Annotated in this window: 31 protein-coding genes; 14 read left to right on the forward strand and 17 right to left on the reverse strand. The window is 69.2% G+C overall.

Annotation, left to right across the window (positions count from 1 at the left end; translation table 11 throughout):
- Positions 1-54: 54 nt before the first annotated feature.
- Both SROS_RS08870 and SROS_RS45790 read left to right on the forward strand, forming a co-directional pair.
- Positions 55-444, forward strand: coding sequence for a hypothetical protein (locus tag SROS_RS08870; protein ID WP_012888572.1), 390 nt, complete (start codon positions 55-57; stop codon positions 442-444).
- Complete coding sequence (locus SROS_RS45790) at positions 438-1,208, forward strand: DUF2637 domain-containing protein (RefSeq protein WP_012888573.1); 771 nt, start codon at positions 438-440, stop codon at positions 1,206-1,208. Before SROS_RS08870 ends, SROS_RS45790 begins: the two co-directional genes overlap by 7 nt.
- A gap of 61 nt (positions 1,209-1,269) precedes the next feature.
- Here SROS_RS45790 and SROS_RS08880 read toward each other — a convergent pair whose 3' ends face one another.
- Positions 1,270-1,521: a GntR family transcriptional regulator gene (locus SROS_RS08880; RefSeq protein WP_012888574.1), complete on the reverse strand. Its 252-nt coding sequence runs from the start codon at positions 1,519-1,521 to the stop codon at positions 1,270-1,272.
- Positions 1,522-1,694: 173 nt separating this feature from the next.
- Between SROS_RS08880 and SROS_RS50830 the strand changes: the two genes are divergently transcribed.
- Genes SROS_RS50830 through SROS_RS08890 form a run of 3 tightly spaced genes read left to right on the forward strand, consistent with a single transcriptional unit; the run spans position 1,695 to position 2,193 of the window.
- Entirely contained in the window at positions 1,695-1,862 is a 168-nt protein-coding gene (locus tag SROS_RS50830; protein WP_012888575.1) for a hypothetical protein, read from the forward strand.
- Positions 1,859-1,993: a hypothetical protein gene (locus tag SROS_RS53810; protein ID WP_012888576.1), complete on the forward strand. Its 135-nt coding sequence runs from the start codon at positions 1,859-1,861 to the stop codon at positions 1,991-1,993. Before SROS_RS50830 ends, SROS_RS53810 begins: the two co-directional genes overlap by 4 nt.
- Positions 1,990-2,193 (forward strand): hypothetical protein, encoded by a 204-nt coding sequence (locus SROS_RS08890; protein WP_012888577.1) that lies wholly within the window; start codon positions 1,990-1,992, stop codon positions 2,191-2,193. The genes SROS_RS53810 and SROS_RS08890 overlap by 4 nt, the downstream gene beginning before the upstream one ends.
- A gap of 145 nt (positions 2,194-2,338) precedes the next feature.
- Here the strand turns inward: SROS_RS08890 and SROS_RS08895 are convergent, their stop codons facing one another.
- The 13 genes from SROS_RS08895 to SROS_RS08950 form a co-directional block, all read right to left on the reverse strand.
- Complete coding sequence (locus SROS_RS08895) at positions 2,339-2,860, reverse strand: hypothetical protein (RefSeq protein ID WP_012888578.1); 522 nt, start codon at positions 2,858-2,860, stop codon at positions 2,339-2,341.
- Between the two features lie 18 nt (positions 2,861-2,878).
- Positions 2,879-3,628, reverse strand: a complete 750-nt coding sequence (locus SROS_RS45795; RefSeq protein ID WP_012888579.1) for a hypothetical protein — start codon at positions 3,626-3,628, stop codon at positions 2,879-2,881.
- 255 nt (positions 3,629-3,883) lie between these two features.
- Positions 3,884-6,397, reverse strand: coding sequence for a phage tail tape measure protein (locus tag SROS_RS45800; protein WP_148268996.1), 2,514 nt, complete (start codon positions 6,395-6,397; stop codon positions 3,884-3,886).
- Positions 6,398-6,521: 124 nt separating this feature from the next.
- Entirely contained in the window at positions 6,522-6,824 is a 303-nt protein-coding gene (locus tag SROS_RS08910) for a hypothetical protein (protein WP_012888581.1), read from the reverse strand.
- A gap of 2 nt (positions 6,825-6,826) precedes the next feature.
- Complete coding sequence (locus SROS_RS08915) at positions 6,827-7,513, reverse strand: hypothetical protein (protein ID WP_012888582.1); 687 nt, start codon at positions 7,511-7,513, stop codon at positions 6,827-6,829.
- Positions 7,510-8,118, reverse strand: coding sequence for a hypothetical protein (locus SROS_RS45805; RefSeq protein ID WP_012888583.1), 609 nt, complete (start codon positions 8,116-8,118; stop codon positions 7,510-7,512). Before SROS_RS45805 ends, SROS_RS08915 begins: the two co-directional genes overlap by 4 nt.
- 16 nt (positions 8,119-8,134) lie before the next feature.
- Positions 8,135-8,488 (reverse strand): hypothetical protein, encoded by a 354-nt coding sequence (locus SROS_RS08925; protein ID WP_012888584.1) that lies wholly within the window; start codon positions 8,486-8,488, stop codon positions 8,135-8,137.
- Positions 8,489-8,690: 202 nt separating this feature from the next.
- Positions 8,691-8,870: a hypothetical protein gene (locus tag SROS_RS08930; RefSeq protein ID WP_012888585.1), complete on the reverse strand. Its 180-nt coding sequence runs from the start codon at positions 8,868-8,870 to the stop codon at positions 8,691-8,693.
- A complete protein-coding gene (locus SROS_RS50835) occupies positions 8,848-9,594 on the reverse strand; it encodes a helix-turn-helix domain-containing protein (protein ID WP_012888586.1) in 747 nt (248 codons plus the stop codon). The genes SROS_RS08930 and SROS_RS50835 overlap by 23 nt, the downstream gene beginning before the upstream one ends.
- Before the next feature lie 412 nt (positions 9,595-10,006).
- Positions 10,007-11,554 (reverse strand): AAA family ATPase, encoded by a 1,548-nt coding sequence (locus tag SROS_RS08940; protein WP_012888587.1) that lies wholly within the window; start codon positions 11,552-11,554, stop codon positions 10,007-10,009.
- 125 nt (positions 11,555-11,679) lie between these two features.
- A complete protein-coding gene (locus SROS_RS50840; RefSeq protein WP_012888588.1) occupies positions 11,680-11,844 on the reverse strand; it encodes a hypothetical protein in 165 nt (54 codons plus the stop codon).
- Positions 11,834-12,058 (reverse strand): helix-turn-helix domain-containing protein, encoded by a 225-nt coding sequence (locus SROS_RS08945; RefSeq protein WP_012888589.1) that lies wholly within the window; start codon positions 12,056-12,058, stop codon positions 11,834-11,836. The genes SROS_RS50840 and SROS_RS08945 overlap by 11 nt, the downstream gene beginning before the upstream one ends.
- 263 nt (positions 12,059-12,321) lie before the next feature.
- A complete protein-coding gene (locus SROS_RS08950) occupies positions 12,322-13,788 on the reverse strand; it encodes a recombinase family protein (RefSeq protein ID WP_012888590.1) in 1,467 nt (488 codons plus the stop codon).
- Positions 13,789-13,808: 20 nt separating this feature from the next.
- On the opposite strand from SROS_RS08950, the gene SROS_RS08955 reads away from it, so the two are divergent.
- Positions 13,809-15,158, forward strand: a complete 1,350-nt coding sequence (locus SROS_RS08955; RefSeq protein ID WP_052316900.1) for a YifB family Mg chelatase-like AAA ATPase — start codon at positions 13,809-13,811, stop codon at positions 15,156-15,158.
- The gene (gene dprA / locus SROS_RS08960; RefSeq protein ID WP_012888591.1) at positions 15,155-16,345 is read left to right on the forward strand and encodes a DNA-processing protein DprA; all 1,191 of its coding nucleotides are present in this window, start codon (positions 15,155-15,157) and stop codon (positions 16,343-16,345) included. Before SROS_RS08955 ends, dprA begins: the two co-directional genes overlap by 4 nt.
- A 164-nt stretch (positions 16,346-16,509) precedes the next feature.
- On the opposite strand, the gene SROS_RS08965 is transcribed toward dprA, so the two are convergent.
- The gene (locus tag SROS_RS08965) at positions 16,510-17,181 is read right to left on the reverse strand and encodes a murein hydrolase activator EnvC family protein (protein WP_012888592.1); all 672 of its coding nucleotides are present in this window, start codon (positions 17,179-17,181) and stop codon (positions 16,510-16,512) included.
- Positions 17,182-17,642: 461 nt separating this feature from the next.
- On the opposite strand from SROS_RS08965, the gene SROS_RS08970 reads away from it, so the two are divergent.
- Positions 17,643-19,004, forward strand: a complete 1,362-nt coding sequence (locus tag SROS_RS08970) for an APC family permease (protein WP_218919825.1) — start codon at positions 17,643-17,645, stop codon at positions 19,002-19,004.
- On the opposite strand, the gene SROS_RS08975 is transcribed toward SROS_RS08970, so the two are convergent.
- Complete coding sequence (locus SROS_RS08975; RefSeq protein ID WP_012888594.1) at positions 18,943-20,184, reverse strand: MFS transporter; 1,242 nt, start codon at positions 20,182-20,184, stop codon at positions 18,943-18,945. The genes SROS_RS08970 and SROS_RS08975 overlap by 62 nt on opposite strands.
- A gap of 103 nt (positions 20,185-20,287) precedes the next feature.
- On the opposite strand from SROS_RS08975, the gene SROS_RS08980 reads away from it, so the two are divergent.
- The 6 genes from SROS_RS08980 to SROS_RS09005 all read left to right on the forward strand — a co-directional run bounded on the left by SROS_RS08980 (position 20,288) and on the right by SROS_RS09005 (position 25,472).
- Positions 20,288-20,887 carry an ArsR/SmtB family transcription factor gene (locus tag SROS_RS08980; protein WP_043655098.1) on the forward strand — a complete coding sequence of 200 codons (600 nt, stop codon included), beginning with the start codon at positions 20,288-20,290 and terminating at the stop codon, positions 20,885-20,887.
- A 278-nt stretch (positions 20,888-21,165) separates the two neighbouring features.
- On the forward strand, positions 21,166-22,119 hold the full coding sequence (gene rpsB, locus SROS_RS08985; RefSeq protein ID WP_012888596.1) for a 30S ribosomal protein S2: 954 nt from the start codon (positions 21,166-21,168) through the stop codon (positions 22,117-22,119).
- Between the two features lie 143 nt (positions 22,120-22,262).
- A complete protein-coding gene (tsf, locus tag SROS_RS08990) occupies positions 22,263-23,096 on the forward strand; it encodes a translation elongation factor Ts (protein ID WP_012888597.1) in 834 nt (277 codons plus the stop codon).
- A gap of 124 nt (positions 23,097-23,220) precedes the next feature.
- The gene (gene pyrH / locus SROS_RS08995; RefSeq protein WP_043651628.1) at positions 23,221-23,919 is read left to right on the forward strand and encodes a UMP kinase; all 699 of its coding nucleotides are present in this window, start codon (positions 23,221-23,223) and stop codon (positions 23,917-23,919) included.
- A gap of 99 nt (positions 23,920-24,018) precedes the next feature.
- Positions 24,019-24,576, forward strand: coding sequence for a ribosome recycling factor (gene frr / locus SROS_RS09000; RefSeq protein WP_012888599.1), 558 nt, complete (start codon positions 24,019-24,021; stop codon positions 24,574-24,576).
- A 71-nt stretch (positions 24,577-24,647) separates the two neighbouring features.
- Positions 24,648-25,472, forward strand: a complete 825-nt coding sequence (locus SROS_RS09005; RefSeq protein ID WP_245564593.1) for a phosphatidate cytidylyltransferase — start codon at positions 24,648-24,650, stop codon at positions 25,470-25,472.
- A gap of 135 nt (positions 25,473-25,607) precedes the next feature.
- Here SROS_RS09005 and SROS_RS09010 read toward each other — a convergent pair whose 3' ends face one another.
- Positions 25,608-26,690, reverse strand: a complete 1,083-nt coding sequence (locus SROS_RS09010; protein WP_012888601.1) for a suppressor of fused domain protein — start codon at positions 26,688-26,690, stop codon at positions 25,608-25,610.
- Between the last annotated feature and the right edge of the window lie 21 nt (positions 26,691-26,711).

Here is a 26,711-nt window from a genome sequence, read left to right on the forward strand (position 1 = left end):
GAACACCGGTCCGGGGCCTGGACCCCATCCCCTGATCGAAGCAGGAGCGAGATCGTGGAACCGACCGTACCCAACCAGCCGCCCACCTGGCACCCGGCCTGCCACTTGCCGTGGTGCCGCAACGACCACGCCGCTACCCCCGTCCTGTCCGCGGACGTTGACGTGGTGCATACCGCGTTCGTCGCTGACTTCGACCTTGAGCGGAACGTGGTCGAGATCCGGTACATGCAGGCACAGGTGGCCGGCGCCCTGCAGACGCCCGTCCTGCGCGTCCTGTACGGCTCGACGTGGGCGGTCAACGACTCGCTCGACATTCCGTTGCCCGCGGCCGGGGCGCTCGGCGACATCCTCGCCCTGCTGACCGTGCAGACCTACGCGGAGTTCGGCGCGGCCCTGACGCACGGCTCGAAGGGGCCCGGCCAGGCGAAGGCGGTGACGTGGTGATCCGCTTCTTCACGACCGCCGTGGTTGTCCTGCTCGCCGCGGTCGCTGCGGTCGTCTCCTACCGGCACGCGCTCGAAGTCGTCACCGCGAACGGCGAGTCGGGCCTGACCGCGTACCTGGTGCCGTTGACGATCGACGGCGCGATCTTCGCCAGCTCCATGGTTCTGCTCGACGCGGCCCGCCGAGGTCTTCCTGTGCCCGCTCTGGCGCGGTGGACGCTCGGCCTGGGCATCCTGGCCACCCTCGCCGCGAACGTCGCGACAGGGTGGGCTCACGGCCCGGTCGGGGCGATCGTCGCGGCGTGGCCGGCCGTCGCCCTGGTGCTGTCGTATGAGCTGCTGATGGGGATGATCCGGCGCGGGAACGTACCCGCCCCGGTCGTCGACGAGCGGCTCGTCGAGGACGTCGAGCCGGGCGCCGTCGACGACTTCGAGCGTGAGGCCGACCGGCTGATCGCGTCGCTGTTCGGCGATGAGGTACGCGTACCTGCTGTACCTCTGCAGCTCATCGACTCGAACGGCTCGGCCGATCAGCGGGAAGCCGGCGGGGCGCCCGTCGACGAGCCGGGGGTCGAGGTACAGCCGCCCTATGTACCTGAGTCCGACGATCCGCTGTACCCGCTCGCCCTGTCCCACTTCCTCGCCGACGTGACCGAGGGGGAGGTGCCGAGCGTCCGAACGATCAAGACGCGGATGTCGGTCGGCACCGACCGGGCACGCAAGCTTCAGGCGTACCTCGGCCAGCTCGTCGAGGTCGCGGCGTGAGGCGCACTACCTGAACCGCTCGGCCCGGGGCCGGACAGTCGTGGGACTGCCCGGCCCCGGGTCATTCCGCCGGCCAGGAATCCCGCTCGGCGACGTAGGTTCCGCGGCCTTGGATCGTGACCGTCCATCCCTGCTTGCCGAGCGCCTGCATGGCTCGGCGCACGGTGCCGCGGCTGACGCCGTGCTCGTCCTGTAGGTGCGATTCGGAGGGGAGCACCTGGCGCGGTTTGAGCTCGCCGGCACGGATCCGCTGACGCAGGATCTCGGCGAGCTGCTCCCACAATGGCTCCGGGTTGAGCTGGTCGACCGTCATGGGTCACGCGTTACGGACAGGCTGAATGACCTGCGCATACGGTCCGTATTGCACAGGCTGTACGAGCTGTACGAGTAGGACGTACAGTCCTTCCTAGGTCGCACAACGTAACGGGCCGCCCCGACGCTGAGAACGTCGTGACGGCCCTTGATCGGACGATGGAGGTCCGAACCATGGCCCACGATAAGCCCGGCAGCAGCCGCGAAGCTACGCCCGCGCAGACACCCCCAGTCCGCTACTGGCCGGACGGCACACAGGTCACGTTGGACGTCGAGGCCGCGCTCACCCGGATCGTCGACACGGTCCGCAGAGTCCAGGCCAACCACCGCGAGTCAGCATGAGCCCGCAGGAGCTGGCCGTCGCCCTCGCCCGCCGCTGGAAGCTCGCCCGGGAAGACCTCGACCACGCGGCCGACGCCCTCGGCGTGGCCCGGGTGACCGACGAGGAGTGGGCGGAGATGAGCGAGCCGTGACCTCCGAGTACGACCGCCTTGCCGCCGCCGCACAGGCTGCGTTCGACGCCGGACAGCCGCAGGATTTCCAGCTCACCGGCAAGGCGCTACGGCTCGCCAAGGGCGACCAGGAACTAGTCGAAGCCGTCCGAATGCACTTCCTGGTGATGGCGTTCAATCGCCACCTCGAACCGCCGGGGCGCTTCGGCCGGCTGCACTGATCCTCCCGGCCGGCGCATCCCCGCGTCCGGCCGGGCAGCCCGCGCGTTGAACGCGGCGCGCGGGCTGACGGCCCTGCTCTTCTGAGGGGTGGAGCAGGGAACGGTGGCCCCGTCTCGTGAAGGGCGAGACGGGGCCACCACCATTTCAGGCGCTGCGTTGCCGAGTCGGTACGGGGATGACAGCGGGCTCTGCCGCGCCGTCCCATGAAACCAAGATCTCATGTGGGGTTGACCGGGCCAACGACCCCTCCATCACGAACTTCACCGAAGCTCCCGGCGGAATAACCGCATTTTCAGGAGCATTCGTCATCGTCCTGCTGGAGTTGTCCACGGTCACCCCAGTGGCGATCTCAGTCCCGGTGTTGCGTAACACATAGCCATGCCCGACGGACTTTGATAAATCCCAGTTCACCGTGGGCCGCATGTCCCGGAGTGCTTCGATCTCGGCAACCTGTTCGGCTGCGGTGGCGGACCGGGCGCCGGCCTCGGCGGAGCGTTCGGAGGCGTCAGCGGATCGCGCTGCCTCGTCGACTGCGCGCTTCGCGGCCTTGGCGGCCTCCCGCTGATACTTCAGCGAGACCAGCGAGACCCCAAGGGCGATGGTCGAGAATGCCAAGGCCACGATGATGCTGACCCATGCGGCGGTGTCTCCTGCGTCGACTTGCATGCCGACCTCCCTGTGAATCTAGAGATTGGGATTGGCGCGGCGAGGAGTCGGATTGGCTCTTTCGTATGGCAGCAGCTTCCTGATCCCGGCGAGTTCGTCCGTGACGTTCTCCAGCGCCTTCACGCCGTCGTGCATGTTCTTCACGGTGAGCTGCTCGGTGCCTTCGTAGATCCGGAGGTCGATCTTGTATGTCATCGTCTCGACCGGCCGGCCGCCCGGCCCTTCGCAGTCCACCGTCACGGTGTACTCCTTGGGCAGGTCGGAGTTCAGCCGCTTGTACCCGAAATCGAAGAGCAATTCGATACGGCGTCCCGGGGGCATGGCCGGGATCCCGTTCTTGAAGAGGAAGGACTCGGCCAGGACGAATATGCCCATGCCATCGGTGTCCATGAACCGCTCGATCTCCGGATCGAACTTGATCTGGACGTTCCTGGCCACGGTCGGCCCGATGTTCTCGATCACGATCAGGAATGCTTTGCTGACGAAGGCCGACGGCTGGATGTCGACGACGATGTACGGCTCTTGCTGCTCGCGGCGTACCTGTTGCTCCAGCTCTAGCTGACGCAGTGCGACGTCAAGCTGGTCCTTGCCGAGGGCGACCTGTTCATTGGCTGCGTCGGCGGACCTGCGAGCGTCGGCCGCCTGGCTCTCGGCCATCGCGGCCTGGGTTTTCGCTGCCCGCCAGGCCAGGATGGCCACGATCAGGGCAGCGAGCGCGATCAGGGCGGCGATGGCGGCCCAGTCGGGACCGCTTTCTACGGGGGGCATGGGCCATCCTTGCGTTCGGCGATGACTGCATTGCCGAACGTAAGCGCGAACACCTGTGCGATATTTCCGATTATCAACGAAATGACATGGAATGACTACTTACGGTTGCATGTCGCGCCGGTGCGTGCCATCTCTCATAGCCTCGAAGCGCTACCAGGTGCGTCGCGCATCTCGTCTACATGGGCGGGCCCGACCAGGTCCGCAGGCGTGGAGCCCTGCAAGGGCATGGCGAAACCGCCTCTCATGTCGATGGGGTTAGACGGCGCCGCGGAGGGAGTATTCGAACCCGAACTGGGCGCCGATCTTGTGGACGTCGGCCTCTTCGCGGATCACGGTGTTGTGCATGTGGACGGTCACGCCGCCCTGCGCCTGAGCAGCGCCGAACCCGCCGCCTCCGCCCATGGCGACACCCGCGGTTCCGGTAGCGACACCGTTGATGCCGATCTTCTGCTCGACCGCGGGGCCCTTTTTCTTCGCGAGGATGGCGCGGACTCCCGCATCCATGCTGGCCATAGGGCCACCGATGGCGTCGTTCGCCGCGGAGATGGCCTTGCCAATCACACCCTGCACGGCCTTGACCGCGCGCCCCTCGCCGGCCATCACGCCGTCGATCCAGCCCTGCACGGTGTCCTCGCCGATCTGGTGGAACACCCGGCTGGGGGAGTGGGAGTCGAGTGCGCCCTTGACGGCCTGGACCACGGTGTCGGCGAGGCCCCTGACCTGATTGACGAGCTCCTGTGCTTTGGCCTTGACGCCGTTGATCATTCCGTCGATCAGATCTCGTCCGGCTTGAAGCAGCCAGGTGCCGACGTCCGCGAAAACGTCCTTGATCTTTCCGGGGAGCTTCTGCACGTCCGCGACCAGCTCAGACACCTTCGACGTGATCGCCGAGACCAGCTTCTCCCACGCGGCCGACGCGTCGCTCTTGAGCTGCTCCCAAGTGGTGCCTGCGAGGTTGGAGATCGTGTTCAGGGCGGTGGTAATGGTGTCTTCGACCAGTCCCCACAGGCTGTTCCAGACCTCTCCTATGCCCTCCTTCAGGGAGTCAAAGTCGCCTGTGAGAATCCCCTTGAAGATCTTAACGAGGCCGGAGACGGTGCCCCAGAACCCGTTCCAGATGTTGAGGAACGTGTCGACGAGGAAGGTGACGCTGGTGATGATCGTGTCGCCATATTCGTTCCACAGCTCCTTGATCCAAGTCAGAGCGGTGTCGACGATTTCGGAGATGGAGCCGAATCCCTCTTGGAATTTGGCCGTCCACCCGTCGATGGTCTCCTGATTCGCCGACACCCACTCCTGGACGTCGGCGACGACGGAGTCCCAGATGGCGCCGAGCTGGCCCGCCCACTCCTGAACCTTGCCGAGGGCGCCGCTCAGCTCGAAGCCTTCAGCGGCGTTCTCCAGGGCCGGGAGCACAGTCCCGCCGAGGAAGTCGACGACGCCGGTCTGAAGCCCCCGCTTCCAGGTTTCGATCTTGTTGGTGGCCGTGTCGTGCAGGGTGTCGCCGGCCTTCTTCGCGGTGCCGTCCAGGTTGCCGAGACCAGCGATCGCCGTCGACGGATCCATGGCGAACAAGGCGTCGCCGAGGTCTTCGGCCTTCGTGCCGAAGAGGCCGACGGTGACCTCGGCCTCTCGCGTGGTGCCCTTGAACTCCTGGATTCGCTCCATGACCTTGTCGAAAGCGGCGCTCGCCTCAGGGCCGCCCCGGGAGAAGATGCCGAACATCTTGTCGGCGTCGAAGCCGAGCAGCTCGAAGGAGTTGCGGGCCGCGTCGGTGCCGTTGGCCGTGCTGAGCGCGAACTCCTTCAGCGCGTCGCCGGCAACATCAGCATCCCGGGCGCCACCCTGGAGCATCTGCTGAACCAAGCCGAGCGCCATCTTCCCGTTGACACCGATGTCGCGGAACTTCGTCGAGTACTCCTCGAACGTGTCGAGGAGGTCTTCCGACTTGTTCAGGCCGATCTGCGTGCCCTTGGCGAGGATGTCGAAGGCTTCCTCTGAGGTCTTCGCAACCCCGGTGCGCAGCATGGAAGTCACGGCCGCGGTGACCCGGGAGACGTCCTCCTCCATAAGGGAGGCCAGGTTCATGGTGTTCTTCGTGACGGCGGCGATGCTCTCGTCAGAGGCGGTCCGGATGCCGTCGATGTTCTGAATCACCGACTTCAGGGCGTTGGTGACGTCCCCCAGGCCCTCGCCGTAGCCGTCCGCGTACACCTTGCCCGCGACGCGGCCCAGCGTGCCCATCTCCGCTTCGGTGGCGCCGATCTGCGCGTAGAGCTTCTGCTTGGCTTCCTCGGCGTCCAGCGCGGACATGAAGCCGTCCATGAGCACGGCGCCGATCGCGGCGCCGGCCGCGAGCCACGGGGCGGCCTTCAGCGATGACATGAAGCCGTCGGCGATTCCGCCCATTCGGCCGCGGCCGGTCTGCTCGGTGCCGTCGCCGAACTCCCGCCCGGCGTCGTCTCCGGCCTGCCGGGCGATCCGTTCGGCGTCGCGCAGCTCCTCGCGCAGACCTTCGACGAGCCCTTGCCCGCCGTCGCGCCCGGCCTGACGGGCGACGTTCTCGACGTCGTCCAGGGTGGTGCGCAGCTCGTTGACGACGCCCTGCGCACCCGCGCCTGCTTCGGCCTCCATCCGGTCTAGGTCGGCCGCAAAGCCGGACACCATGCGGTCGATGTCGGCGAGTACCTCGGTGGGGTCGAAGCCGTCGCCGATCGAGGTGGCGACGTCCTTCATGGCCTTGTCGACCACAGCGTCCAGGGACGCCATGGAGGCGGTCGAGGTGGACTGAAGGGTCCTCATGGCGCTCTCGATGCCGCTGACCCCCCGGTCGAACCCGGAGTCGTCAACGGTGGCGTAGGCGACGAGTTCGCCGACGGTCAAGGCCATGGGGTTACTCCCGTCTCTGCGCCGCGTGGGCGCCCACGTTGGTCAGCCACTCCGCGGCCGGGGTGCCGCCGGCGGCCTTGTCCCACTCGTCGCAGGCGTGCGCGGCCTGGGCGGCGAGCTGCCCGATCAGCCACGCGAGCGTCTGCGCGGCCTGCCCGGGGTGCCGGGCCTGCAGATCGGTCATGGCGGCGAGGACTTGGCGGCCGAGCTCGCCGGAGGGAAGGCCGGCGCGCCGAGCGGTGATGAGGCCAACCGCGGCGGCGAGGGCGTCGGCCCGGCCGGCTGCGCTGAGCGGCTGATGGGGCACGGTCAGGCGTCCCGTCGTCCCGTGTCGACCAGGTCGGGCAGCAGACGTTCCGCGGCCCGCCCGGTGCGTTCCTCGATCGTGTTCGGCCAGGAAGCCGGGGGGACCCGCTCACCGCGGCGTGCGGTTGCTTCTTCGATGCTGCGTCGCAGGGCGAGCGCGGCCACCTCGCCGGGCGGTAGAAGAGTCCACGTCTGCCGGGCGCCGTCCGGTTGGCGGTAGTGCACCGATCGGCCGGCGGGGCCGCCATCGGCGCCGAGCACACCCGTTGACCTCAGCAGCTCAACCTCTCCGTGCTCCTCGGCCACCGTGCGGGCCTGGGCAGTGCGCGCGTGAGCGGCGCGCACGCGGTCGGAGAGCTCCGCTTCGACGTCGACGAGGCGGCCGAGCGCGGCCAGCGCCTCGGCGTAGGCGGCGCGCACCGGGGCGGCCTGCCCGTCGAGGGCGGCCACCTCGGCGGCCAGCGCCTCATACTCGGTGCGGCGTGCGGCGGCCTGTTCCTTGTCGGCCTTGCGCCGCGCGGCCTGTGCGCGCATCTGCGCGAAGTTCAGGAGGTCGCGGTGTTCGGCGAGCTGGGCATGCGTGACGGTGGCGTCGCCGTCGAGCACGCGCTCTTCCAGGGCGGCCAGCAGCTCGGCGGCCTCGGCGGCTTCGGTCTCCGCGGCCTGGACGTCGGCGTGGTCGGCGCTCACTCCTGACCGCCGGCGTCCTGCTCGGTCGCGTCCTGGACGAGCTGGGAGGCGGCGAAGATGGCTGTGGCCCGGCGCTCGTCCTCGGGCAGCTCGGCGAACAGCGCGGGGTTCTCCTTGGCGAGCTGGGCGTAGCCCTCCAGCTCCTTGCGCCGCTCGGCCGACGGGGCGTCCTGGGCGGTCATCTTCTTGCTGATGGCGTCGGTCAGGTTCACGGGCTCTTCCTCTCGCTTGATCGTGATCAACCAGTCGCGACCGGCGCGGCGCGCCCGCAGCCTTCCGGAGGAACACAGGCTGCGGACGTGCCGCGTCGAGCACCCCATGCGCTCGGCCATGGCCGCGCTGGTTACCTCGATCGTGCCGGGCTCGCCGATCTCGCTTCCGCGTGCGGAACCGCTCCGCTCACGCTGCTCAGAGGCCGCATGCAGGGCGTAGAGGACGCGATGCACAGAGGGGGAGGGGTGGCCGCCGTCGAGGCGGATACGGGCCGTCAGGTCGCGGATGAGGGACCGCAGGACGTCAGGGGCGACGTCGCCCGGGATGAGGACTGAGCCGTCCTCCCGCAGCAGCGTGCGGAAGTCGCCGGCCACTGCTGCGGGGGACTTCACGAGGGGCCGTCCGGGGTCAGACCGACGCAGGCAGCGGGGCCGGGATGATCGGCGGCCACCCGGGGCGGGCCGAGACGACGTGCGGACTGTGCGGGTCCGCGGCGCCCGCGTTGGTCGGCGCCTTGAAGTCGCCCGGGTGCGGATCGACGGCCGCGTCCCGGAGCGGCGTGCCGAGCTGGATGCACTCGACGTCACGGGAGTCGACCGGGGCGGCCCCGGCCGGCTGCTCGACCACCTCGTCGTCGATGGTGTAGCCGGCGCCCCGGCAGTAGGAGATGACGGCGGGGTTGTCGGTCGAGGCGACGCCGTTCCGGAACTGGACGTCGCCGATCCGGCCGCTGTAGGTCGGGTTCGGGGCGGTGATCTTCATGGGGGAGTCCTTCGGGGTCGAGGTCAGGGAAAGGGGGGGAGATATCACGTCCGGTCACTGCATGACGGGCTGCATGAGGCTGCATAAACGGACAAGAGCGGACACGGAGGCGGTGCTCGATGGGCGCTTTTGTATCTGTGCAGGTCAGCGTGTTTTGAAGTGATGCATAATGACGCTTATGCATCAATCGGGCTGAGGTGGATCACGCATCGTCATCACCCGTGCCGAGCCGCTTCTTGACGCCTGCCTCCCAGATCTCCCACTCCCGGCGTGTCCGCGGCTTCGCCTTCCCTCGGGCGAGCTTCCGATCCCGCTCGACCTTCCGGAACTCGCGCAGGGTCTTCCGCATCTCGGCGATGTCAGGCTTCGAGGTGGCGCTCAAGGTGTTCCTTCCATAGGGGGTGGTACGGCCAAGCCAGCGTGCTCAACAGGTTCTCGGTGTGTCGGTCAAGGCGCTGCGACTCGTTCACGATCGCCTCGGTACGGACAAGCTCAGCTTCGAGGCGGTCGAGCTGGGCCCGGGTGAGGTCGCCTCGCGGGGGGATGGGGAAGGCGCGCGCCCCGGCGATCGCGAGCCGCGTCGACGCGGCGCGCGCCCGGCCCGCCTCTCGCTCGACCTCATCCCGAAGCGCCTTCACCTCACGCTGAGCCCGACCGAGTCGCCTGGAGCGGCGCCGTACGCCCTGCGGGGTGTCCGGTCGCAGCGACTCCCCGGCCGCGGCCTGGAGCAGCTCGGCGAGCGGGCCCGGGTTGGTGTGGTCGAGGCCGTAGGCGATCGCCGCGAGTACGGCCGGGCGAGGCCGGCGCTCCCCACGCTCCAGCCGGGTGATGGTCGAGCGAGCCACCGTCGAGCGGACGGCCAGGACCCGCGTCGACAGGGCGCGCTCGGCCCGCATCGAACGGAGCAGCGCGCCGAGCGTGGCGGCCAGGCGCTCCCGCTCGACGTCATCCGGCTTGGACCGGTCGAAGAAGTGTCCGCACACACCTTGGTCGTCTAACGCGGGCGCATGCGCGATCGCGCGCGCGGGGACCGACCGGTTGAACCGGTCGGCAAGGATCTCGGCGCGCTCGGCGCGCTTGGCGTCATCGAGCGGTGCGGGCATCATGCTCCCTTCCTGGGTTGTACCGGTGTCCTCGCGCGCGCGGCACGGCTGTACCGGGCCCACGCGCGGCGGTCGTCTTTTTGGGGGGTGGACCGGTCGAGGTGCGGAGTAGCCGCTCCCTTGGCAGGGATCCGGCCCACGGCCTTGCGCACGCATCGTTTCTGCGGATCGCCTGAGGGGCGCACGCAAGGCGCCCTGACGAATCTGACGGGCGCGAGCCTGTGAATCGCTGCCGTCCCGGGCGAGGGCTCGCCCACCCTGTCCCCCTCCCATAGAGGGGGAGGGGGGGACAGGTGGACGCGTTTGTCCTGCGGCGCTGTCCCCTGCCTGTCCCCGATCTGTCCGGGACAGGTAAATAGAGGGCTGACCTAGGGAAATAGGAATCAGCCTCCCGCCTGTCCCGGACAGATCCACGTCACTCGCCCTCGAACCTGTCCCCACCTGTCCCGGACAGGTCGAGGGTGTCAGCGGGGGCATTTCCGCGCTCTCGGCGCACCCGCATTGCCGAGGCCAACGCCTCATTGCGGATCCTGAACCCGTTCGCCCGAAGGACCGGAGAAGCCTTGTCCCTGCCCCAGCCGGGCGGTACTTCGAGCTCGTCGAGCTTGGCGACACAGGCCCGCACATCGGGGGGCAGGACATCGCCGCGGCGCTGCTCAATCCGCTCATGCCGGAGAGGTCCCGTGAGGCACTCCAGCTCGATGAGATCGGGCCCCCGGCCGGTGCGGGTCTTCTTTCGCTCCAGTCTGATCCGGCCGTCGCTCTTGACGGTCTGCAGCCACATCACGTCGACGTTGTCTTTCTTGCTGGACCCGCCCCGGGGGCCGCGGCCGAGATCCTTGCCGGAGTGGTCGAGGGCGATCACGGTGATGCCCTGGCTGCGCAGAGGGATGATGGCCAGGTTGTAGACCGCAGTGTGCGTCGAAGGGGACGCCTCGTCGCCGTTGAGAAACTTCGACCAGGTGTCGAGGAAGATCACATCAGGCCGGACCGCCTTGACCAAGGCGTGCAGCTGCGCGGCACCCTCGGGAGTGTCCAGTGCGGAGACGGGCGGGAAGCTGAGGTACTTCAAGGTGGACAGGGCCGCGGCCGGGTACTCCATGGCGCGGCGGCGCTTGTTGACCTCGGCCGGTTGGTTCTCGTGGTCGAGGTAGAGCACCCGGTGCCCCTGCTTGGCGAGCCGGAATGCCTGCTCCTGTGAGAAGAGGCTCTTCTTCGCACCAGTCGGGCCGTAGATGAGAGCGGACTGGCCGCGCTCGACGATCGACTCAATCAGCCAATCCTCGCCCTGGTCACCCTCGTCGTCCCAGCCGACGGCGCCGTAGTCCTGGCCGAGAGATCGCCGGGTGATGACGTTCAGCTCGGCGAGGATGGATGCGCTGTGCTCTCGGACGTCGCAGTCGACGAAGACGTGCCCGAAGGTGTCATTGTCTCCTTCGAGGAGGTTGTCGACGTAGATCTCCAGGTCTTGCGCGAGGCGGCGTTCCTTGATGCACAGGGGGCACTGGGCGACGTGGAAGGTGTCATAGGTGGAGTTACGGGAGTCGGGGCGGAAGCTGTAGGCAAGACCGCGCTCGCTCAGAGCGCGAAGGATCTGCTTCACCTCGACGCGACCGAGGTCAACCCCACCCATAAGCCGGGTCTTCAAGCCCAGCGCGGTGCCGATCGCGTGCATGGCGTGCTGGTTACACCAGAAGGCCACGCTGCCAGCGTGCTCGATGCCCTGCCACGGGAAGATACCCATGGTTCCGTCCGGGTTGCCCTGGGCGATACAGAGAGGGCAGGGGCTGGTCCACTGGTTGGGCCAGTCGGGGTCAGGCGTGATGACGTGGCCGAGCTGCTTGAGCGCGGTCGCGAGCTGCGCGAGCTCCTCCAGGTCGGGGGCGATCTGCGCGACTTCGGCCGAGGATTCTGCGCGGTCGGTGCTGCCCGGCTGGGCGGGAACGTCTAGTATCGAGGTCATTCCTCAGGCCTTTCGTGGTGGTTGGGCTGACGGATCATCCGCATCTCTCTTGGTCGTGAGTGCGGGCGTTGGTGGCGATGTGCTGGCCGGTTTCCGTTGTGGCGACGGGGCCGGCCTTCGCCGTTTCAGGCGGCGACATCAGCGCGGACGTCGGGGGTGGCGGCTTCGACGGGTAGGGGGGTGACCTGGGGGCCCCAGAGGATCACCTGAAGTCGCGCGACTTGCGTGGGGGTGAAGGGCGGTGCCTGGGCTACGAGTGCCTTGATGTGGGCATCCATATCAAGCGACATTCGAGGCCACCTCCTCGACGAGGAGGTCGTCGAAGCGGCAGTCGAGGAAGTCGGCGATCTGGGCGAGCACGTTCACAGGAGGCGTGACGCTCTCACGCTCGTACAGGTAGATGCTCTGGGCGGTGCGCCCGACGCCGATGGCGAGTTTTGCACGACTGAGCTTGGCTGCGGTCCGCGCTGCACGAAGTCGCGGACCGGAGAATTTCCGGGCCATGAGATGGCTCCTCCAGAAACAGGAATGGCGAGGGGGATGGTGCTCTGTGCCTGAGTTCCTGTGCGCCTGAGCTGCTTTGTTCCTGAGTTCCGGAGCTGCTTTGTTCCTGAGCTTCTGTGCGTCTGAGCTGCCTTGATGCCCGTTTAACGGGGATAGGATTTATACTAAATGACAATTAGAGAAGAGGCAAATCCCGTTCTCGGCGCATAATGAATAATGGTGTACCGCCATATGCCACGATGCTCCAAGTCGAGAGGGTTTTCTTATCCCTTCCAGCCAATTCGGACGGCCTCGGGATCAAAGTAGCCCCACTCCTTGCCGTACTCCGGAGTCCAGCCCTTCGGCCGCCCTTTCCCTGCCGGAAGCACAACCACGCGCATGACCTGGGAGATAACCGCGCGACGCTGATCCAACGTCAAGTCCTCCCAGACTTGCGATGCGTCGGCCCCGCTGGCGAACGGGGCCAGAGCTGTCACTCGGGCTGCGGCAGCGTCGGCCAAGTCGAGTTCCGCGCGCCGGGCGGCGATCTCCCGGTTTGTCGTGGCGAGCTGGGCGCGCGTCATCTCCCGGGCGGCGAACATCTCGCCGGCCTCCTGCTCATGGATTCGGAGTGCCTCCCGCTCGATCGCCCGCTCCCGGGCGGCGCCGCCGTCGTTACGTATGGTGAGCTCCGCGGCGGCACCTGGCTGCGAAAGTCTTTCCACGGCAACGGCGGATACGTACTTGTCCAGGTGGATCGCGTTTCGTACCACGTGCTTGGCTGCATCGTCGAGGCGGCACCGATAGGCCGGGGCGGTCTTCCGATCTTCACCCGTGTTCTTCCCTGCGGTCCCCGCCCTCAGATAGGTGAGCACTCCTCCAACCTCGCAGATGCCGCACTCGGCAATGCCTGACAGCAACCATCGCCGTTCGGAACCGGGGCTTGTGCGCCGATTAGGGTCGGCCAGCAGGGCGCACAGGGATCGCCATGTCATCTCGTCGACGATGGCTGGCCACTCGGCGGGGCCGAGCTCCTCGCCGCGGTGCTCCATGATCCCGGCGTTACGTGGCCGGGTCAGGACGTTGCGCACGCTCCTCGTTGACCAGGTGGCCCCGGTCGTCGTCTTCACTCCTCGCGCGTTCCAGTCCCGCACGATCGCGTGCATGCTCATCCCGGACAGGAGACTCTCGCTCGCCTGCTTCACCTCGGCGGCTTCGTCTGGTCGGACTGTGACGCCGTTGTCCTCGTAGCCGAAGGGGCGCCGCCCGCCCTTCCACTGTCCGGCCTGGGCCATCTGGTCGCGCTTGCGCCGGGCCCGGTCGGACTTGTGCTCGGACTCGAAGCGTGCGACGGCGCCGAGCTGCCGGGCGATCATCCGACCGGAGGGGGTGGCGAGGTCGATCGGGCCAGCTTTCACCGTGTGCGTGACGATCCCGCGCGGCTCGCACACGGTGATGTACTCCTCCAGCTCGACGGGGGAGCGGTGAAGGCGGTCAGTGTGCCAGGCCAGGACGGCGGTTGCGCGGCCGGCTTCGAGGTCGGCGAGGAGTTGCCGGTAGCCGGGGCGAGCCTTGCCGGAGTACGCGCTGATGTCGTTGTCGTCGTAGACGGCGATGACGCGAAAGCCGAGCCGCTCGGCGAGGGCTTCGCAGTCCTCGCGCTGCCGGTCGATGCCGAGGCCGGCACCTTCCTTATCTCGGGAAATGCGCACGTAGACGATGGCGTACGTGGGAGCGTCCTGGGGGGCCATGGATCGAAGTATGCCATAAGTTGACTTTCGCACTGGCGATCGCTGTGGCCCTGCTCGCGGCGGCCGGGGTCGTTCCCCGCGCCAAGGTCGCCCAGCCGTTCTTCCTGGGCGAGCTCGGCCTCGACGGCTCGCTGAGACCGGTACGGGGCGTGCTCCCGGCCGTGCTGGCGGCGGCCGGAGCCGGTGCCGACACCGTCGTGGTCCCCGCGCGCAACGCCGCCGAGGCCGCTCTCGTGCCGGACGTGACCGTCATCCCCGCCCTCACGCTGGGCGAGCTGGTGAGCTGGCTGCGCAGCGACGACCCGGTCAACCTGCCCCTGGCCGAGCTCCTCCCGCCCGCCGAGGCGCCCGAGCCCGTCGGCGGACCGGGCGGCGCACGGCTGCTCGCTCCGGCCGATTCCGCCGAGCTCGTCCCCGACCTCGGTGACGTGGCCGGTCAGCCCTTCGCCCGCCGCGCGCTGGAGGTCTGCGCCGCCGGAGGCCACAACTTCTGGATGCTGGGCCAGCCGGGCACCGGCAAGACGATGCTCGCCGAGCGGCTGCCCACCCTGCTCCCGCCCCTGGAGCGGGATGAGGCGCTCGAAGTCACCGCCATCCACTCCGTCGCCGGGGTGCTGCCCGTCGACCGGCCGCTGCTGACCCGTCCGCCGTTCGTGGCACCCCACCACACCGCGACCGTCCCGGCCGTCATCGGCGGGGGCAGCGGGGCGATCCGCCCGGGGGCGGTGTCGCTCGCCCATCGGGGCGTCCTGTTCCTGGACGAGGCCCCCGAATATCCGACGACCGTTCTCGACTCGCTCAGGCAGCCGATCGAGTCGGGCCGGGTGACGGTCTCCAGGGCGCTGGGCTCGGTCACGTTCCCCGCCAGGTTCATGCTGGTGCTGGCCGCCAACCAGTGCCCGTGCGCGCAGCCCTCCAGCCCCGAGGACCCGTGCCGGTGCACCCCCGCGGTCCGCCGCCGCTACCTGGCCAGGCTCTCCGGCCCGCTGCTCGACCGGATCGACGTCAAGGTCACTCTGTACCGGTCGACCCGGCGCGAGCTTCTCGCCGACCGCCGGTTCATCGAGCCGAGCCGGGTGGTGGCCGACCGGGTGCTCATCGCCCGCGGGCATGCCGCCAGGCGGTTCGCGGGCAGGCCGTGGCGGTCCAACGCGGAGATGCCCACCCGTGCCCTCCACGCCGAATACCGTCCGCCGCCGAAGGCGATGGCACCCCTGCTCCGCTGCCTCGACAGCGGTCAGCTCAGTGCCCGCGGGCTGGACCGGGTGCTCAGGGTGGCCTGGACGCTGGCCGACCTCGGCGGCAAGGACAGGCCCGGGGTCGAGGAGACCAACGCCGCACTCGGGCTGTGGCTGGGGGAGGAGCGGTGAGCGACCGGCTCGCGCGGGTCACGTTGATGCGGGTGGCCGAGCCCGGCGACGCCATGATGGGCAGGCTCGTCGCCGCTCACGGCCCGCAGGCGGCCGTCGCGCGCATCCGCGAGGGACGGCCGGAGCCGGAGCTCGCCCGGTGGTTCGCCGACTCCCCCCGCCGGGAGTCGGCCGGCTCGCGGGACGAGCGGCTCACGGCCAGGCTCGGGCGGATGTTCGCCTCCTGGGCGGCCCGGCTGGAGACGGCCGACCCCGTCCGCGACCTCGACGAGGGGGAGCGCCGTGGGGCGCGGCTGGTGGTCCCCGGCGACTCCGAGTGGCCGACCCAGCTGGACGACCTCGGCGAGTCCCGTCCCCACGCCTTGTGGCTCCACGGTGAGGCCGACCTGCGCTTCTCCTGCCTGCGCTCCGTCGCGGTCGTCGGCTCCCGGGCCGCCACGCCGTACGGCACGCATGTCGCGGCGGAGTTCGGAGCCGGGCTGGGCGAGCGGGGCTGGGTCGTGATCTCGGGCGGCGCCTACGGCATCGACGGGGCGGTCCACCGCGGCGCCCTCGCGGGGGAGACGCCGACCGTCGCGGTGCTGGCCTGTGGCGCCGACGTCGCCTATCCCAGCGCGCACCATTCGCTGTTCGCGGCCGTGCGATCCCAGGGAGTGCTGGTGAGCGAGTGTCCGATGGGCGCCACCCCGACCCGGCCGCGTTTCCTGATCCGCAACCGGCTCATCGCCGCGCTGTCGCGGGGCACCGTGGTGATCGAGGCGGCGGTGCGCAGCGGGGCGCTCAACACCGCGGGACACGCGGTCTCGCTGAACCGCCATCTGGCCGCCGTGCCGGGGCCGGTGACCTCGGAGACCTCCGCGGGGTGCCATCGGTTGATCCGGCAGGGGAGGGCCATCTGCGTGACCACTCCCGAGGAGATGATCGAGCTCGTCGGTGCGATGGGCGGCGACCTGGCCCCCGAACCACGCGGCCCGGTGCTCCCGCGTGACCGGTTGAGTCCCGAGATCCGCAGGGTTCTCGAGGCCGTGCCCGCCCGGACCGGGACGGGCCCGGCGACGATAGCGGTGGCAGCGGGCGTCGACCTGGACACCGTGCTGTCCTGCCTCGGCGCCCTGGCCGCCGCCGGATACGTCGAGCGCGCCCCCCGCGGCTGGCGCCTACGCCCTGACGGACCCCCTGCCGGGTAACCGGCAGGCGGGGTCCATTCCTCCGGTGGATCCTTTGACGGGTTACCGGTGGCAGGGCTCGTTCCTCCGGTGGGCTCCTGGCTGGTGATCTGCGGGTGGGGCCCGTCCCCGGGGTGGGCCTGATGGAGAGCGGAACCGTCAGCGGCCTCCGGTGATCCTTCCTCTCACAAGCGGCCGGCGTGTTCGCGGTGCGCGGGCCAGACGGGGAGCAGCCGGACCTGACCCCGGCCCAGCAGAAGCAACGGGTCGAGGTACAGACGGTCGCGGAGCAGGCCCCAGTGCAGGCAGGCGGCAGGGCAGTGCCCGGGAACGTCCTGGACGACACCGATCGCCTCGCCCCGGACCACCGTCTGGCCGTGCCGTACCGACGGCTGGACGGGCAGGTAGGTCGTCCGCAGGCCGTCGGCATGGAGGATGGTCACCACACCCCGCTCCGCGAGCGGCCCCGCGTACCCCACCGTTCCGGCTCCGGCCGCGCGGACCTCCGTGCCGGGCCGGGCGGCGAGGTCGATCCCTCGATGCCCGGCCAGCCAGGGCTGTGCCGGGGGCGCGAAGCCACGGAGCACGTGGGGCCGCCCGGCGAGCGGCCATTCCCAGCGGGCCCGGGGCTCGGATGCCGTGTGCCGGTGGGCCGGGGGCTCGGGGGCCGGGTGCCTGTGGGCGGGTGTCGTGTGCCGGTGGGGCGGGGGCTCGGATGCCGTGCGTCGGCCGATCAGGTCGATCGTGCTCTGGGCGCCCGCGCCCCCCGGTACGGCGGTCAGCAGCAGGACGGCTGTCAGGACGGGCAGTGGAGCGGGCGACAAGGCCCGGAGCCCGAAGGGCCGCAGGGAGTTCACGTCCCCGAGGATGGGAGATCTCCAGGGGGCCGGAGCACGCCGAGTGGCATTCTGTGGACAGGCGACCCGGCGTTGTGGACATCGTCTTCTTCCCCGCACCGACCTTCGGCCTTCCCCGCACCGACCTTCGGCCTTCCCCGCACCGACCTTCGGCCTTCCCCGCACCGACCTTCGGCCTTCCCCGCACCGACCTTCGGCCTTCCCCGCACCGACCTTCGGCAGCCCCTGTCCACCGGGGTTGTGGACGCAGCTCGCTTTCCCGCCCAGGTCTTTCGGGGTGTGCCCTGTCTCGCCGGCGTTGTGGACACCGCTCGCCTCCCCGTCCCCGGCCTTCGCGGCACCCCTGTCCCGCCGCCTCCGTCGTCCCCGTTCCGTCCCGGCCTTCGCGGCGGAAGGCGGGTGGAGCACCCGCTCTCCGGGCGGCCGGGTGGTTCCCCGTAGCCTCGAACAAGGGGATTGACGTGGAAGAACACGGGGTGAAGGAGCAGGGGGCGCTGCGCCGTACGCTCTCGGCTCGGGACCTGATCGTCTATGGGCTGCTGTTCATCGGGCCGCTGGCTCCGGTGGGCGTGTTCGGGGTGCTCGACGCCAAGAGCAACGGCGCGGTGGCTCTCGTCTACGTCGTCGCCACGATCGCCATGGCCTTCACCGCCATCTCCTACGCGCAGATGTCACGGGTGGTGCCGGAGGCGGGGTCGGTGTTCGCCTACGCGTCGGCGGGGCTGGGGGCCGGTGCCGGGTTCCTGGCCGGTTGGCTGGTGATGCTCGACTATCTGCTCATCCCCAGCGTGGCGTACCTGTTCTCCGGGATCGCGCTGCACGCGCTGTTCCCGGCGGTTCCCGCCTGGGCCTTCACGGCGCTGGCCTTCGCGGTGACCACCACGCTGAACGTCTCCGGAGTACGGCTGGCCGCCCGGGTGGGCCTCGTGGTGCTCCTCGCCGAGGTGACGGTGCTGGCCGTGTTCGTGGTCATGGCGGTGGCCGTGCTGGTCGGGGAGGGGCCTTCCAGGCCGTGGCTGTCGCCGTTCATCGGGGTCGGGGGGACCACGGTGGCCGCGGTGATCGGGGCCGTCTCGGTGGCGGTCCTGTCGTTCCTCGGTTTCGACGCCATCGCCTCCTTCGCCGAGGAGACGAGCGGCGACTCCCGCCAGGTGGGCAGGGCGGTGCTGCTCTGCCTTGGGGTGGCCGGGGTGCTGTTCGCGGTCCAGACCTACCTGGCCGGGGTGCTGGACCCGGTGCCCCCGGCGGAACTGGCCGCGCATCCGGCCGCGCAGGGCACCGCCTTCTACGACGTGACCGGCGAGGCGGTCTCACCCTGGCTGGCCACCCTCATGAAGATCGCCAAGGCGGTGGGCCCGGCGTTCGCCGCGATGGCCGCGGTGGCGGCGGCCGGGCGGCTGCTGTACGGCATGGCCAGGGGCGGCGGGCTGCCCCGCGCGCTGTCATCGGTGGATCCCCGGTCGGGGACGCCTCGGGTGGCGCTGCTCAGCGCCGGGGCGATCACGCTGGTGGTCTCCGTCTGGGCGGCGAGCCGGGACGACGGCCTCGACGTGCTGGTCTCGATCGTGGACATCGGCGCGCTGTCGGCGTTCGCGATGCTGCACGCCTCCGTGATCGGGTATTTCCGGATCCGGCGAGGGAGCCGGGACTGGCTGCGGCACCTGCTGGTGCCGGTCGCCGGAGCGCTGGTCGCGATCTGGATCATCGCCCTGGCCAGTCCCCTCGCCAAACTCGTCGGTCTGGTCTGGCTGGTCGCCGGGGTCATCGTGTTCGCTGTGCGGAGGAGTGGCGCAGCGGGGAGAGCCAGATCGTCGGGATCATGATGAGCGCCACCCCCGCCGCGCACATCCACAGCACCGGGCGCAGACCCAGCAGCTCGCCCATGAGGCCGCCGAAGAGACCTCCGAGGGCGAGGACGCCCTGCATGGCGAAGCCCATCGTGGCGTTGATCCGGCCGCGCAGCTCCGCGGGAGCCTCCCTGAGGGTGATCGCGCCGAAGCAGATGGAGAAGGAGATGACGGCCGCGCCGCTGATGAGCGCGCTGGCGGACATGAGGGCGAACTTGGCCCAGACCGGCCCGGAGGCGAGGGCGGCGACCACGAAGTCGAGCGGGAACAGCAGCACCGAGCAGGTCAGCATCCGGTTCTCGCCGACCCGCTTGACCAGGCGGGAGGTGATGAGGGCGCCCAGCAGGCCGCCTACGCCGAAGCACGCGGTGATCACGCCGACCATTCCGGCGGGCAGGTTCAGGACGGTGAGCGCGTAGATCACGAAGAGTGCCATGTAGGCGCTGCCGAAGAAGTTGATCGTGATTCCGGAGCCGCAGAGCGCGCGCAGGGCCGGGTCCACGACCACGGCGCGCAGGCCCTCACGGATCTCTGTCCATATGCCGCGCGGGGGAGCGGGCGTGTGGGTCTCCGGTGCCTTGATGCCGCGGATCAGGAGCGCCGAGACCAGGAAGGACACCGCGTCGATCAGCATCGCGAAGGGCGCGGTGACGGTCTGGACCAGCAGGCCGGAAAGACCGGGCCCGCCGACGACCGCGAGCGAGTGGGCCGACTGGAACCCGGCCAGGGCCTGGGGGCGCTGGCTCTCGTGGACCACCACGGCCAGGTGGGGGAAGTTGAAGGCCCGGAAGATCACCGAGCAGGTGCCGACGACGAACGTCACCGCGATCAGCCACGGCACGGTCAGCAGCCCGGCGATCCAGGCCGCGGGGATCGTGGCGATCACGCCGGCCGAGACCAGCTCGCAGCCGATCATGACCGGGCGGTGCCGCCGCATCCGGTCGGCGACCGCGCCCGCCTGGAGCCCGATCAGCAGGTAGGGCAGCGAGGCGGCGGCGGTGAGCATGCCCATCTGGGCGGGGGAGGCGCCGAGCAGGGTGGCGGCGGTCAGCGGCACGGCCAGCCGGGTGACCTCGGCCCCGGTCTCGGAGACGGCGCGGGCGGACAGCAGCAGCCGGTAGTCGCGCTGTTTGCGCAGGGGGATGGGCTGGAACATGTGAGTCACACCGCTTTCTGAAGGGAAGGCTTCACAAGTATGAAGATAATCCTTCATAGTTATGAAGGCAATCCTTCAGACCGAAAGTGGGTACGGTTTGTACATGACCGAGGCACGCAGGCCGCTCACCGACCCCACGGCGATGCGCGCGCTGGCGCATCCGGCGCGGCTCGCCATCCTGAACCGGCTCCAGTCCGAGGGGCCCGCCACCGCGACCGAGGTCGCCGACGTCGTCGGGGTCACGCCGAGCGCGGCGAGCTACCACCTGCGCATGCTCGCCAAGTACGGCTTCGCCGAGGACGCGCCGGCGCGCGGCGACGGCAGGGAGAGGTTGTGGAGGTCCACTCCGGGCGGCTTTACCGTCAGCAACGAACCCGATGACCGGCCGGAGGTCCGGGCGGCCAAGGATCTGCTGATCAAGGCCGTGCGCGACCAGGCGGCCGACGAGATGACCCGGGCCCTGGGCAACTACGACCGCGAGCCTCCCGAGTGGCGGAAGGCCTCGATGTTCAACCGCCAGGTCCTGCTGGTCGACGCCGAGGAGCTCGGACGGCTGAACGAGCAGATCGACGAGCTGCTCTCCCCCTATCGCGCGACCGTCCGGCAGCGGTCCCAGGCGCCAGCCGGGGCGCGGATCTCCGAGGCGCAGGTGAGCCTCTTCCCCCGTGTCGAGCGCCGGCCGCACGGGCTCCCCCGGGAATGATCCGAAACGAGGGCGGCCGCCATGGATCCCTCCGGAAACGGCCGGGAACGATAGGGCGCTCTTGACGCGCTGAGGTCAGGGCGAGGCCCGGCTACGGGTACACTTTTCGATGGCCTGTCACTCACAGGCCGACTTCGCATGCCCCGTCAAGAACCGTTCCCTCGGTCCGGGTGAGAGCCCGGCTGGAGCCGGTTCGGGGCATCAGGGCGACAGCCGCAGGCTGCCGCGTCAACCGAGAACAGCGCCCGGACGGGCGCCCCGACCTGGAGGACAATCACATGTCCACCCCCGTCGTCACCATGCGACAGCTGCTCGAGAGCGGCGTTCACTTCGGTCACCAGACCCGCCGCTGGAACCCGAAGATGAAGCGCTTCATCTTCACCGAGCGCAACGGCATCTACATCATCGACCTGCAGAAGTCGCTGGCCTTCATCGACCGGGCCTACGACTTCGTCAAGGAGACCGTCGCGCACGGCGGCACGATCATGTTCATCGGCACGAAGAAGCAGGCCCAGGAGGCCATCGCCGAGCAGGCGGCGCGTGTCGGCATGCCGTATGTCAACCAGCGCTGGCTGGGTGGCATGCTCACCAACTTCTCCACCGTGCACAAGAGGCTTCAGCGTCTGAAGGAGCTCGAGGAGCTCGACTTCGACAACGTCGCCGCGTCGGGGCTCACCAAGAAGGAGCTCCTCATGCGCCGTCGTGAGAAGGAGAAGCTGGAGCGCACCCTCGGCGGTATCCGCGACATGTCCCGCGTTCCCAGTGCGGTGTGGGTCGTCGACACCAAGAAGGAGCACATCGGGATCAGCGAGGCCCGCAAGCTGAACATCCCGGTCGTCGCGATCCTCGACACCAACTGTGACCCGGACGAGGTCGACTACCCGATCCCGGGTAACGACGACGCCATCCGCGCCGTCGGCCTGCTGACCCGCGTCGTCGCCGACGCCGTCGCCGCCGGCCTCATGGCCCGCGCCGGCGCCAACCGCGGCGACGACAAGCCGGCCGTCGCCGGTGGCGCCGAGCCGCTCGCCGAGTGGGAGCAGGAGCTCCTCGCCGGCGCCGAGGCCGCTCCGGCCGCCGAGGCTCCGGCTGCTGAGGCTCCGGCCGCCGAGGCCGAGACCGCCGAGGCCCCGGCCGCCGAGGCCGAGGCTGAGGTTGAGGCTGCTCCGGTCGCCGAGAACGACGCCGAGGTCGAGACCGCCGAGGCCGAGGGCACCGAGAAGCAGGCCTAGGCCCTTCCGTACGGCCTGGCCGTACGACCCGCAAGACCCTTCCGGGTGGATGCGCTCAGGCGAGCGCATCCACCCGACCCACCCAGCCACCTGATCTCATGCCGACTTCTGAGATCAGTGATGATCCCCGCGAGGAAAAGACAATGGCTTCCGTGAACATGGCCGACGTCAAGCGGCTTCGTGAGCTGACCGCCGCCGGCATGATGGACTGCAAGAAGGCTCTTGAGGAGTCCGAGGGCGACTTCGACCGCGCCGTCGAGCTCCTGCGCCTCAAGGGCGCCAAGGACGTCGGCAAGCGTGAGGCTCGCACCGCCTCCAACGGCCTGGTCGCCCTGAAGCAGGCCGGCGACTCCGCCGCCGCGCTGCTCGAGCTCAACTGCGAGACCGACTTCGTCGCCAAGGGCGAGCGCTTCCAGGAGCTTGCCGCCCAGGTCGTCGAGCACATCCTGGACACCAAGCCGGCCGACGTGCCCGCCCTGCTTGAGTCCGTCCTCGACGGCAAGTCCGTCAAGGAGCACCTGGACGAGGCCAACGCCGCGCTCGGCGAGAAGATCGAGATCCGCCGCTTCGCGGTGCTCGAGGGTGGCTTCATCGGCTCCTACATGCACAAGACCGACCCGCAGCTTCCGCCGGCGGTCGGCGTGCTCGTGCAGCTCGACACCGCCAACGCCCAGGTCGCCAAGGACATCGCGCAGCACGCCGCCGCGATGGCTCCGAAGTACCTCAACCCGGATGCGGTCCCCGCCGACGTCATCGAGAAGGAGCGCGCGCTCTTCGAGGAGATGACCCGCGAGGAGGGCAAGCCCGAGGCCGCTATCGGCAAGATCGTCGACGGTCGCATCAACGGCTGGTACAAGGACTTCACCCTGCTTGAGCAGGCCTTCGTGAAGGACAACAAGAAGTCCATCGCAAAGTTCGCCAACGAGAACGGTGTCAAGGTCGAGGCCTTCGTCCGCTTCAAGGTCGGCCAGGCTTAGTCTTGACTCAGCTTCTCTCAGCAGCAGAGCACTAAACGAGGAGGCCGCCGCCGTGTCGGAGAACTCAGAACCCGCTACGTCGGCGGTTTCGTCGTATTCGGGCCCGCTCCGTTGGAAGCGGGTCATGTTGAAGCTGTCGGGCGAGGCGTTCGCCGGCAGCGAGCCGCTGGGCATCGACCCCGCTGTGGTCGGTCACCTGGCCGACTCGATCGCCGAGGCCGTCCGCAAGGGCGTGCAGGTCGCGGTCGTGGTCGGCGGTGGCAACATGTTCCGTGGCGCCGCCCTGTCCGAGCGCGGCATGGACCGCGCCCGGGCCGACTACATGGGCATGCTCGGCACAGTGATCAACTGCCTGGCCCTTCAGGACTTCCTGGAGAAGCGGGGCATCGAGACCCGCGTCCAGACGGCCATCACCATGCAGCAGGTCGCGGAGCCCTTCCTGCCCCGCCGCGCCATCCGCCACCTGGAGAAGGGGCGCGTGGTCATCTTCGGGGCCGGGCTCGGTTCGCCGTTCTTCTCCACCGACACCTGTGCCGCGCAGCGCGCACTGGAGATCGGTGCCGAGGCGCTGCTCAAGGGCACCCAGGTGGACGGCGTCTACGACTCCGACCCCAGGAAGAACCCCGACGCCGTCCGGTTCGACCACCTCGAATATGGTGAGGTGCTGACCCGCGGTCTCGGTGTCATGGACGCCACCGCCATCAGCCTGTGCATGGACAACGGCCTGCCCATCGTGGTCTTCGACCTCATGGGTGAGGGCAACATCCTGCGGGCGGTGCACGGTGAGAAGATCGGCACGCTGGTGAGTCCGGCAGGGAAATAGGGAGCGAACCTGACGTAGCGGGCGGAGCGGTACGCGACGTAGGAACGTCCCGCGAAGCGCGTGAACAATGGTGAGTGACCGAGAAGACAGGGAGCCGCTGTGATCGACGATACCCTCCTCGAAGCCGAGGAAAAGATGGACAAGGCAGTGTCGGTGGCGAAGGACGACTTCGCCGGTATCCGCACGGGCCGCGTCACCCCGTCGATGTTCAACAAGATCAGCGCTGAGTACTACGGGACGCCCACTCCCATTCAGCAACTGGCCTCGTTCCACGTCCCCGAGGCTCGCATGGTCATCATCCAGCCCTTCGACAAGGGCTCGATGGCCGCGATCGAGAAGGCGATCCGCAACTCCGATCTCGGCGTCAACCCCGGCAACGACGGCCAGGTCATCCGTGTGGCCTTCCCGGAGCTGTCGGAGGAGCGCCGCAGGGAGTACATCAAGGTCGCCCGGAACAAGGCGGAGCAGTCGAAGGTCTCCATCCGCAACATCCGCCGCAACGCCAAGGAGACCCTCGACAAGATGGTCAAGGACAGCGAGGCGGGCGAGGACGAGGTGCGTCGTGCGGAGAAGGAGCTCGACGACCTCACCCAGAAGCACGTAGCCAAGATCGATGAGCTGCTCAAGCACAAGGAAGCCGAGCTGCTCGAAGTCTGAGCCCCCTCATCCTTGTCTCGCGCGGGAGGCCCGCGCGGGACAAGGATTTTGTGCATGAGAGTAGGACCCCCTTGGAATCTGCGGCGGGCGGTAGCCGTACCGGCCGGAATCTTCCCGTCGCGATCGCGGTGGGTGCCGGTCTGGGAGCCTTGGCCATCGGCTCCCTCTACTTTGTCGAAGTGCTCTTCCTGGCCGTGGTGATCGCGGCGGTGGGCATCGGCGTGATGGAACTGGTCCGATCGTTCGCCGCCCGGGACATCACCGTCCCGCTGATCCCGGTCCTGGCCGGGATGGCCGCCATGGTGGTCGGCGCCTACTACGGCGGTCCCGCCTGGCTGGTCGGCGTCTTCGCGATGACGGTGCTCGTGCTGATGATGTGGCGGATGTTCCAGGGCACCGAGGGCTACGTCCGCGACACGACCGCGACCATCCTGGTCACGGTCTACCCCTCGTTGCTCGCCGCGTTCGTGGCATTGCTGCTCGCGCATCCGCTCGACGGTCCCGACCGGGTGGTCGTCTTCATCGCCACCACCGTCGCGAGTGACATAGGCGGATATTTCGCGGGAATCTCTCTGGGCAAGCACAAGATGTCCCCGCTGATCAGCCCGAAGAAGACCTGGGAGGGCTTCGCCGGGTCCGCGCTGGCGTGCATGGCCGTGGGCGGCTGGCTGGTGGCGTGGCTGCTGGAGGACGATGTCTGGAAGGGCGTGCTGATCGGTGCCGTCGTGGTGGTCTTCGCCACCCTCGGCGACCTGGTCGAGTCGGTGATCAAGCGAGACCTCGGGGTCAAGGACATGGGCAGCGTGCTGCCCGGCCACGGCGGTCTGATGGACCGGCTCGACTCCCTCGTCGCCGCGCTGATCCCGGTCTGGGTGCTGCTCACCCTGCTCGTCTGAGCTCGTCTGAGCTCGTCTGAGCTCGTCTGACGCCGATCGCCCGGCCCGTGCGAGCGATGCCGGCCACCGTTCCCGGGCCGCGCGGTGCGGTCACCCAGCCTGCGTGAGCCGTCCGTCCTCGCTCGGGTGAGCCGGTCATCCCGCCCGGGTGAGCCGGTCGGCCGAGAGGCGGGGGAGCAGCGTCCGGTAGCCGTTCTCCGCGACCAGGCGCAGCTCGCCGGTGGTGATCGGGACCAGCCAGAGCCACTGCACGGCGTCACCGCCGAAGGTGAAGCCCGACAGGTCGGGCAGGCCGGGTAGCCCGGTCAGCATGATGACGCCGCTGTAGGCGGAGCCGAGCGGGAACGTCTCCGGCCGGTGATACCACTTCGCGGTGTGACCGTGTCCCAGCCAGGTGACCGAATGCCAGGGGTACTGGCCCAGCCACAGGAACAGCCGTGCCGCGTCCCGCGCGTCACCGGGGGTGGCGACGGCGAGCTCCACCCGGGCGTAGGCGTCCGGCCGGTCGATGTACTGCTCCACGGTGGGCATCCGCTGGCAGCTCATCCCCACCGTGGACAGGATCGTGTGCTCCCGCTCCCCTTCCGGCGGCCGTTCGGTGATGCCGACCGTGGGCAGCCGGTCGCCGCCCGCGTCCCAGAACCGGCCCGCCGTCCCGACCGCCCGGTCCAGATGGCCCATCACGAACTGCTGGAACGAGGCCCAGGCGCCGTCGCCGCCCCGCCAGTCCCAGTAGGCGCGGGCCTTCGCCAGGCGGGGGACCAGCCCCTCGTGGGCCTCCTCCAGCGACCAGGCGAACGGCGACTCGCCCACCGCGTCGCGGGAGTAGCCCGGCATGCCCCTGCCCATGTCCGCCCAGCCAGGAATGACCGCGAGCAGTTCGTCGTTCTCGTACAGGGCGACGCCGTCGCCCTCCTCGAACCACAGCGGTCGCAGCGCGCCCAGCGGAGGCCGGCCGTCGGGGTGCCGGGTGTTCGCCCGGGGCGCCGCCGGAGGCAGCTCGGAGGTCAGGCGTCTCTGGTCGATCGCCTCCGGGGCCGGGCCGTGGTTGGCCAGCCATACCGCTCCGTGCACCATGCCTCCGGGCCCGCACAGGTAAGCTACCGAGGAAGTCTCGTCGCGTTCGACCACCAGGGTGCGGCTCCCGTAGGGATTGATGTCGGTGAGCACGACCTCGACGCCGTCTCCCCGCTCGCCTGAGGGGCGGATTGTCGCCATACCTCCGGACTCTAGATCAGA

Source organism: Streptosporangium roseum DSM 43021 (genome assembly GCF_000024865.1).
Taxonomy (GTDB): domain Bacteria; phylum Actinomycetota; class Actinomycetes; order Streptosporangiales; family Streptosporangiaceae; genus Streptosporangium; species Streptosporangium roseum.